8 protein-coding genes are annotated in these 6,480 nt (G+C 66.8%); 4 read left to right on the forward strand and 4 right to left on the reverse strand.

Translation table 11 applies throughout. The features are described 5' to 3' along the window. Positions 1-6 precede the first annotated feature (6 nt). A complete protein-coding gene (locus QK444_RS01575; protein WP_282776313.1) occupies positions 7-549 on the reverse strand; it encodes a regulator in 543 nt (180 codons plus the stop codon). Positions 550-670: 121 nt separating this feature from the next. Further along, complete coding sequence (locus QK444_RS01580) at positions 671-1,099, reverse strand: hypothetical protein (RefSeq protein ID WP_282776315.1); 429 nt, start codon at positions 1,097-1,099, stop codon at positions 671-673. A 36-nt stretch (positions 1,100-1,135) separates the two neighbouring features. Here QK444_RS01580 and QK444_RS01585 point away from each other — a divergent pair, with 36 nt between their 5' ends. Together QK444_RS01585 and QK444_RS01590 are read left to right on the forward strand one after the other, a co-directional pair. Beyond that, positions 1,136-1,279, forward strand: a complete 144-nt coding sequence (locus tag QK444_RS01585) for a hypothetical protein (RefSeq protein WP_282776317.1) — start codon at positions 1,136-1,138, stop codon at positions 1,277-1,279. Between the two features lie 244 nt (positions 1,280-1,523). Continuing rightward, positions 1,524-2,243 (forward strand): LuxR C-terminal-related transcriptional regulator, encoded by a 720-nt coding sequence (locus tag QK444_RS01590; protein ID WP_282776319.1) that lies wholly within the window; start codon positions 1,524-1,526, stop codon positions 2,241-2,243. Positions 2,244-2,296: 53 nt separating this feature from the next. Here the strand turns inward: QK444_RS01590 and QK444_RS01595 are convergent, their stop codons facing one another. Together QK444_RS01595 and QK444_RS01600 are read right to left on the reverse strand one after the other, a co-directional pair. Beyond that, complete coding sequence (locus QK444_RS01595; RefSeq protein ID WP_282776321.1) at positions 2,297-3,580, reverse strand: glutamate synthase-related protein; 1,284 nt, start codon at positions 3,578-3,580, stop codon at positions 2,297-2,299. Then, on the reverse strand, positions 3,577-4,596 hold the full coding sequence (locus QK444_RS01600; RefSeq protein WP_349239505.1) for an asparagine synthetase A: 1,020 nt from the start codon (positions 4,594-4,596) through the stop codon (positions 3,577-3,579). The genes QK444_RS01595 and QK444_RS01600 overlap by 4 nt, the downstream gene beginning before the upstream one ends. A gap of 222 nt (positions 4,597-4,818) precedes the next feature. On the opposite strand from QK444_RS01600, the gene QK444_RS01605 reads away from it, so the two are divergent. Together QK444_RS01605 and QK444_RS01610 are read left to right on the forward strand one after the other, a co-directional pair. Beyond that, a complete protein-coding gene (locus tag QK444_RS01605) occupies positions 4,819-5,937 on the forward strand; it encodes an LLM class flavin-dependent oxidoreductase (RefSeq protein ID WP_282776324.1) in 1,119 nt (372 codons plus the stop codon). Continuing rightward, positions 5,934-6,480 (forward strand): MFS transporter (locus QK444_RS01610; protein ID WP_282776326.1); only part of this gene is annotated, 547 nt, incomplete at its 3' end. The genes QK444_RS01605 and QK444_RS01610, both read left to right, overlap by 4 nt.

The following is a 6,480-nucleotide window of genomic DNA, read 5'->3' on the forward strand; positions in this document are numbered from 1 at the left end:
CATGCGCTACATCTCTTTCAGCATCGGGTCCCGGCGCGGCCCGTCGGTGCGGGCGTGGGAGCCGATCAGGGTGGCGAACAATTCCGCTTCGTACTCCTCGTTGGAGGCGTAGCTGGAGATGCCGCGAGCGGCCCGGACGGTGGCGGGGTCGATATCGCCGACGGTCTCCTTCAGCGTCTTCCACTCCGTCGCGGAGATCGGCCGGTCCTGCCCGTGGCCGAGCAGCATATGGCCGATCTCGTGCAGCACCACGTGCGTCTCCACGGTGGAGTCGGGGGAGGGCCGCAGGAAGATGGCGTCGTACTCCTTGCACGCCAGCCACAGTCCGCACAGTCCCACCGGCGCGGTGGGCGGCAGCGGCAGCCGCGCGATGCGGCGTCCGCGCATGCGCTCGACCGCGGCGATGAACTCCTCGATCGTCCAATCCGGGGGCAGATCGAGGTCGTCGACCATGGCCCGCAGCCGGGCCCGGGTGGAGATCTTGCCCCGGTCGGGCCGCCACGGCCACGGGAATGGCTTGCGCCAGAACAGGTTCAGTATGCCGCTCAATTGGAGTTCCTGTCCCGAGCCTTCGGACATCTGATCTTGCTCACCGCGCACGGCGGCGCGGACAATCACAGTCGACCACAACCCGGCGTTCCGCGCAATCGATCGGAAGTCGTTACGGTGGCTAGGTTTTCGACGTGTCGTCCGGGGTCGACTCGTCGGGGGCTCGGGTGGGTTTGGCGACATCTTGCAGTGCCTGTAGTAGCTGGTCGATCGCTGTCTTGGGGAAGATCAGCTGGTACCCGTCGGTGTGGCTGCGTGCCCGCTTCAATTCGATGCCCAGCCGGTCGAGTTCGGTCACGAGGTCCACGACGGAGCGGTGCTTGCGTGCCAGATTCTGCAGGGCGTTCACGCCGCTCTCGACATCGTCCGCGTCATCGGTCATGGGTGCGGCGGGTGGCTCGTCGACGGGCATTCCGAGCGTGCCGCCGTGGTGCAGGGCCGCCGTCGCGCTGCCGGGCGGCAGTCCCAGGGCCTCGAGCGCTCGATTGTATTTGGCCTCCGATGTGGCGCTGATGGTGTCGACCTGCCCGCTCTCGATCCGAGATTGCACATTCCGGGTAGGACCTCCCAGTTCATGGATGTGCTGATGCGTGATCAGCTCATCGGGAAGATTGCGTTGCCGAAACGCCTTCAGCTGCCGTCCGAACCGCTGTCCAGCGGACTCGACGACTTTCTCGCGCTGCGCGCTCTCGCCGACGCCCAATTCGTCGCCCATGAGCAGGCATTGTAGCACTCACATGGGCAGAGCTGGGCATGACGTCCCATCGCTGAGAAGCGTACCTAGTCGATCGAGGGTCGGCAACGGGATTTGACCTTGAATCTGTCCACGCTTTCGGGTTCCTGACGGCGGGATGCGCTGTTAACGAATCTGCCATGTGCACGATGCACACCGATGTGTTGACATGAGTATTCATGGTCGCTAAATTGCACTCGAAGGGGCGGGTTCGGGCGCCAATGCGAGGTGGGCAGCGATCATGTGGAAGTTCGGCACGATCGGAGAGACTCCCGACGGAATCACCTTCGGCGGAGTCGGGTTGCGCGAATCCGGCGCGGCGCGACCTCGGACACTCCTGGTTGCCTCCGATTCGCCGTTCGCGCGAACGGATTTCGAGGATGCGGTCGCGGCCAGCGAAGGCTTCGTCCTGGCGGGAACCTGTTCCTGGCGTGAGGTCGCCGACCGGGCCGGGCACTGGCGGCCCGACGTGGTCGCCGTGGACGCCTCGGTCGCCTACGTGGCGGGTCTGGCCGAGACGGTGGCCCAGCTGCGCGGCCTGGCGCATACGCCCATGATCACGCTCCTGGTCGAGCACGGCGCGGCCAAGGCCGATATCGACCAGGTCGACGCGGTGGTGGCCACCGATCGCGGCGCGGCCGCGGTCTTGGAGGTGCTGGAGGTGCTGATCTCCGGGGCGGTGCTGGCACTGATGCCGCAACCGGACCGGGTGCATGCCGACGCGGCCGCGGACTACGAGGTGCAGCGCCGCCTCGCCGCCATGACCAAGCGGGAACGGGAGATCCTGGAGTTGGTCGTCGACGGCCTGTCCAATCGAGAGATCGGCTCCCGGCTCTACATCAGCCCGGAGACGGTCAAGGAGTACGTCAGCCGCATTCTCACCAAGCTCGAGGTGACCAGCCGGATCGAGGCGGCGGTGGCCGCCGTGCGGGCCGAACAACTCGCCTGCGGCGAACGATAGCTGACCACAACGGAATCCGATCCGCATGTTCGCGACTATCGGCATGCCCGGGGCTATCGGTCGCCCCCGGGTAGCCAGACGTCCTCGGCCGCCAGGTCCCCGATCCGGTACTTGCCGAGGGCGCTGATCAGCAGCCGCAATTCCAGCTCCAGCGCACCGAGCAGATTGCGCAGTCCGTGATCGAGATCCTCGTCGGCGGCGATCAGCGCCGCCCGGCCGAGGCCGGTGGCCGCCGCGCCGAGCGCGAGGCATTTCACCACCCGGGTGCCCTCCCAGCAGCGACCGGACACCAGTAGCGCGTCACTGCGGTCGAGATCGGCGATCCGGCGCAGGCATTCGTCCAGCGGCAGCCCCACATGATCCAGGAATCCGCTCGGCGCCCAGCCGGTTCCGGCCTCGGCGCCGTCGACGGTCACCGCGTCCGCGCCCGCCGTCCACGCCACCTCGGCCGCGGCGGCCACATCCCGTGACGGCGGCAGCTTCACCCATACCCGGCATCGCGGATAGTTGTTGCGCATCAAGCGAATCTGATGGCGCAGAATCTCCGGGGTGAAGGTGCCCGGGGTGGCGCAGCGCAGGACGGGCCCGGTGCCGCTCTCGTTATCCGTGCCGATATCCACCATGTCGTACCACGCCGCCAGCTCCGCGGCGCGATGCCGGGGCACCAGGGTCATGCCGCCGAGACCGGGTTTGGCGCCCTGGCCCACCTTCAGTTCGAAGGCCAATCGGCCGGTGGCCAGCAGCGGTTCGGCCGCCGGGTCGCTGTACACCAGGTTCCACACCTCGGCGTCGGCGTCCTCGGTGCTCTGCTGGACGATCACACCGCCGGTGTCACCGGCGGCGGTCTTGGCATACTCGTTGAGCCTGCGCAGCAGTGACCCCCGCGACTCCCGCTCTCCCGGCGCCTCCGGGCGCAGCCGGCCGTACCCGGATACCGGCACGATGTTCTCGCCGATCACCATCGGCACGCCGGACAGTGCGGCCTGCCGTGCCAGCGCGACGCCGAGTTCGCCCTCCGCCACGGCGGTCGACCCGAATGCCGAGACGTACACCGGAAGTTCGGCGCGCAGGCCGCCGATGGTCGTGGTCAGGTCGACATCACCGGCGAGTGGTTCCCGCCCGAGTTCGAACAACCGCTCCTCGCGTTTGGGCACGAATACCGGTGGCACCAAACGGAACCGATCGATCGTATCGGGCGGTTGCGGAGCCGGGTGCTCGCCCTGTCCGAACAGGGTCGAACCGTACCGGGCGCGGTCGGGGAATACCGCGGCCGCCGCGGCGCGTGCGCGGGCGCGTACCTCCCGCTCCGGGAATCCCGGGGCTGTCAGGGCGGTCACGGTCGCGGATCCCCCGGCAGCTTCGGATAGGCGGTGGCCTGCCAGACGGCGTCGGAGCCGCAGAGGAAGCGGGTGAAGCGTTCCACCCCGAGGCCGAATCCCGCACTGGGCGGGAGTCCTTCGCGCGCCAGCGTGAGATACCACTCGTACTTGGCCGGGTTCTCCCCGGTTTCACGAATTCGGGTCAGCAGGGTCCGGTAGTCCGACTCGCGCTCACTGCCGCTCATCATCTCCCCGAAGCCGCCGGGGAAGATCAGGTCGAAATTGCGGAGCACGCCGGGTGAGTCCGGATCCTCCCGGTCGTAGAAGCCCCGCGACCCCTTCGGGTAGTCGGTGACGAAGAACGGGCGGGTCGCGGCCGCCGAGACGAGTTCCTCACCGGCCCATTCGATCTCGGTGTGGTCCGGCTGGTCGTAGCCAAGGTCGCGTAGTTCGCGCACCGCGTCGGTATGGCGCTTGCGGCCGTAGGGACCCGCGAGGACCTGGTTCAGCTGTTCGACGTCGCGGCCGAGTTCTCGCAGCTCGTGTTTGGCATTGCTGAGCACGTACTCCACCACGTGGGTCGTCATGCGTTCGGCGACATCCATCGCGTCGTCCCGGGAGCCGCCGGCGATCTCCACGTCGAGTTGATGGAATTCGACCAGATGGCGATGTGTCACCGCGGTGTCGAGCGGCTCCAGTCGCACATTGGGGGCCACGTGGAAGATCTTGTCGAAGGCGAGCAGGGATGCCTGTTTGTAGAGAATTCCGCTGGTCATCAGCTTGTATCGATGACCGTAGTAGTCGATGTCGACCTGCTTCGCGCCGCGGGACCCGGGATCGGTCACCGGGCCGATGATCGGCGGCAGCAGTTCGGTGAAACCCTCGGCGGTCAGGAATTCCCGCGCGGCCGCCTGGAATGCCGACTGGACGGTCAACGTCGCAATGGTCCGCGGCGAGGTGAGATGCGCACGTGTCGACGGGAGTACGGATGCCGTCGATTCGGTCGATTCAGTGGGCAAGTCCGGTCCGTTCAATAGTGGTGAAGGTTGATCGGATAATTGGATCGATACCGAAAAGAATTGTGTGGACGAAGCCCATTATCGAGTGTCGGAGGAGGTGTGTCCATCACCCGGTCGGGGGGATTTCGGCAATCGTGAGCGGTGCGAAATCGCTGGTTGACATCGGTCGTAACACGCGATTAACCTCGGTCGGGAAGCTTTGGTGATCAATTCCGAGACCGAAATGAATCTCGATAAATGAATTCTGATCGTATGGAGTTCGCCCCGATTTCCGCGGCGCGAAACCATGATTCCGGAGAATTGCGATTCCACTGGTGTGCCCCGGCGGACAGTGGACAGCAGTCGGCCACCGAGAAGTATCGGGTCGGCGAACTCGACTTCGACGGGATGGTGGCGTTCGCGCAGGAAGCCGACCGGCTCGGCGTCGACTCCCTGCTCATGGGCATCGCCCACTACATGCCCGATCCACTGCCGCTGATCGGCGCGCTGGTCCGGGAGACGCGCGATGTCACCTTCATTCTCGCCTACCGGCCCGGACTGCTGTCGCCGACGCTGTTCACGCAGGTGGTCAACACCATCTCGTGGATGTCGGACGGCCGCATCTCGTTGAATCTGGTGGCCGGGATCTCGCCCGTGGAGCAGGCCTACTACGGCGACTTCGTGGCCCACGACGGACGCTACGCCCGTACCCAGGAGTTCCTGGAGGTCTGCCACCGGTTCTGGAACGGGGAGTCGCCGTTGACCCACGAGGGCGAGCACTACGTCATCAAGGACGCCGATCTCGGCCTGGGCTACAAAGGCAAGGGTCGGCCGGAGATCTACCTCAGCGGCGCATCGGAGATCGCCAAGGAGACCGCGACCATGTACGCGGACTGCTGGCTGCGCTACGGCGACACCCCCGAGGGCATCGAGGCCGCGGCCCGGCCGGTGCTGGACAAGGGCACCCGGGTCGGCATCCGCATGCACGTCTTGGCCCGTGCCACCCGCGAACAGGCGCTCGCCGATCTCGCGGCCATGCGGGAGAATCCGGATCAAGCGCATCGGGCATGGGTCGAGAAGTTTGTCGCCGCTTCGGATTCCGAGGCCGTCAAGACCTCCTTCCGGCTCGCCGCGCAGGCCGACGACGACTGGCTGTCCCCGATGATCTACTCCGGCTTCGTGCCGTATCGGGGCGGTCCCGCGCTCTGCGTGGTGGGCAGCTACCGGGAGGTCGCCGACTACCTCTACTCCTACCGCGCGGCCGGTGTCGGCGAGTTCATCTTCTCCGGCTGGCCGACTCGCGACGAGATGCGGATCTTCTACACCCATGTGCTGCCGCTCATCCGGGAACGGGAACGCGGCGGAGGGTCCACGTGAGCCCAGGGGCGAATGTCCGGCATCGCGCGCTGTTCGCCTCCGGGGTCCTGCTGGGCCTGGTGGCGGAACAGGTGATCCTGTTCGCGGTGCCGCTGCTGATCTTCCAGGACACCGGTGAGGTCTCCACCCTCGGTTTCGCGTTCGCGCTGGAGTGGCTGCCGGGCCTGCTCGCCTATCCGTTCGCGGGCCTGCTCGCCGACCGTGACGGCGGAGCGCGATTGTTCACCCGGGTCTCGTTGCTGCGCGCGGTCATCCTGCTCACGGTGCTGCTGGTGTGCCTGGCCCAGCCCGGCTGGACGACGGTCGCCCTGATGGCGGGTGGTGCGTGCCTGTCGGTCTGCATGGCGCCCATCCGGATGTCGGTCGAGAAGATGGTGCCGCAGTTGGCGCCGCCGTCACAGGTCGCGGCGGTGCAGTCGCTGGTTCAGAATATGGAGCTGCTGGCCATGGCGCTCGGCCCCGCGCTGGCGACCGTGGCCGCACTGTGGCTGGGCAAACTGTGGCTGCTGCTGGTCGCGGCCGCCGCCTTCGCGATCGCCGCGG

The sequence above is a fragment of the Nocardia sp. CC201C genome, from assembly GCF_030010695.1.
Lineage (GTDB): Bacteria > Actinomycetota > Actinomycetes > Mycobacteriales > Mycobacteriaceae > Nocardia > Nocardia otitidiscaviarum.

What these genes read in the sequence shown, in the direction of transcription:
- QK444_RS01590 (WP_282776319.1), top strand. Translation starts at nt 1,524, where the DNA reads ATGTGGAAGTTCGGCACGATCGGAGAGACTCCCGACGGAATCACCTTC.
- QK444_RS01585 (WP_282776317.1), top strand. Translation starts at nt 1,136, where the DNA reads ATGCGTGATCAGCTCATCGGGAAGATTGCGTTGCCGAAACGCCTTCAG.
- QK444_RS01605 (WP_282776324.1), top strand. Translation starts at nt 4,819, where the DNA reads ATGAATTCTGATCGTATGGAGTTCGCCCCGATTTCCGCGGCGCGAAAC.